This window comes from Staphylococcus argensis, assembly GCF_002902305.1.
GTDB lineage: Bacteria > Bacillota > Bacilli > Staphylococcales > Staphylococcaceae > Staphylococcus > Staphylococcus argensis.
The window spans coordinates 287-516 of sequence record NZ_PPPX01000018.1 but is presented as its reverse complement, the minus strand read 5'-3'; the positions used below and the strand labels follow the sequence as shown (position 1 = coordinate 516).

Genomic DNA, 230 nt, shown 5'->3' with positions numbered 1-230 from the left:
CAACTCACCGCAGGATTTTAAGTCCTGTGCGTCTGCCAGTTCCGCCACCCCGGCGTAATAATGGAGCAGAAGACGGGATTCGAACCCGCGACCCCAACCTTGGCAAGGTTGTATTCTACCGCTGAACTACTTCTGCATATGCGGGTAAAGGGAGTCGAACCCCCACGCCGTGAAGGCGCTAGATCCTAAGTCTAGTGCGTCTGCCAATTCCGCCACACCCGCGTTAAATG

Annotated in this window: 2 tRNA genes; both read right to left on the bottom strand. The window is 55.7% G+C overall.

What is annotated here, in order from left to right:
- Positions 1–61: 61 nt before the first annotated feature.
- Positions 62–136: transfer RNA gene (locus tag CD039_RS11355), tRNA-Gly, on the bottom strand.
- Positions 137–139: 3 nt separating this feature from the next.
- Positions 140–222: transfer RNA gene (locus tag CD039_RS11350), tRNA-Leu, on the bottom strand.
- Positions 223–230: the final 8 nt, after the last annotated feature.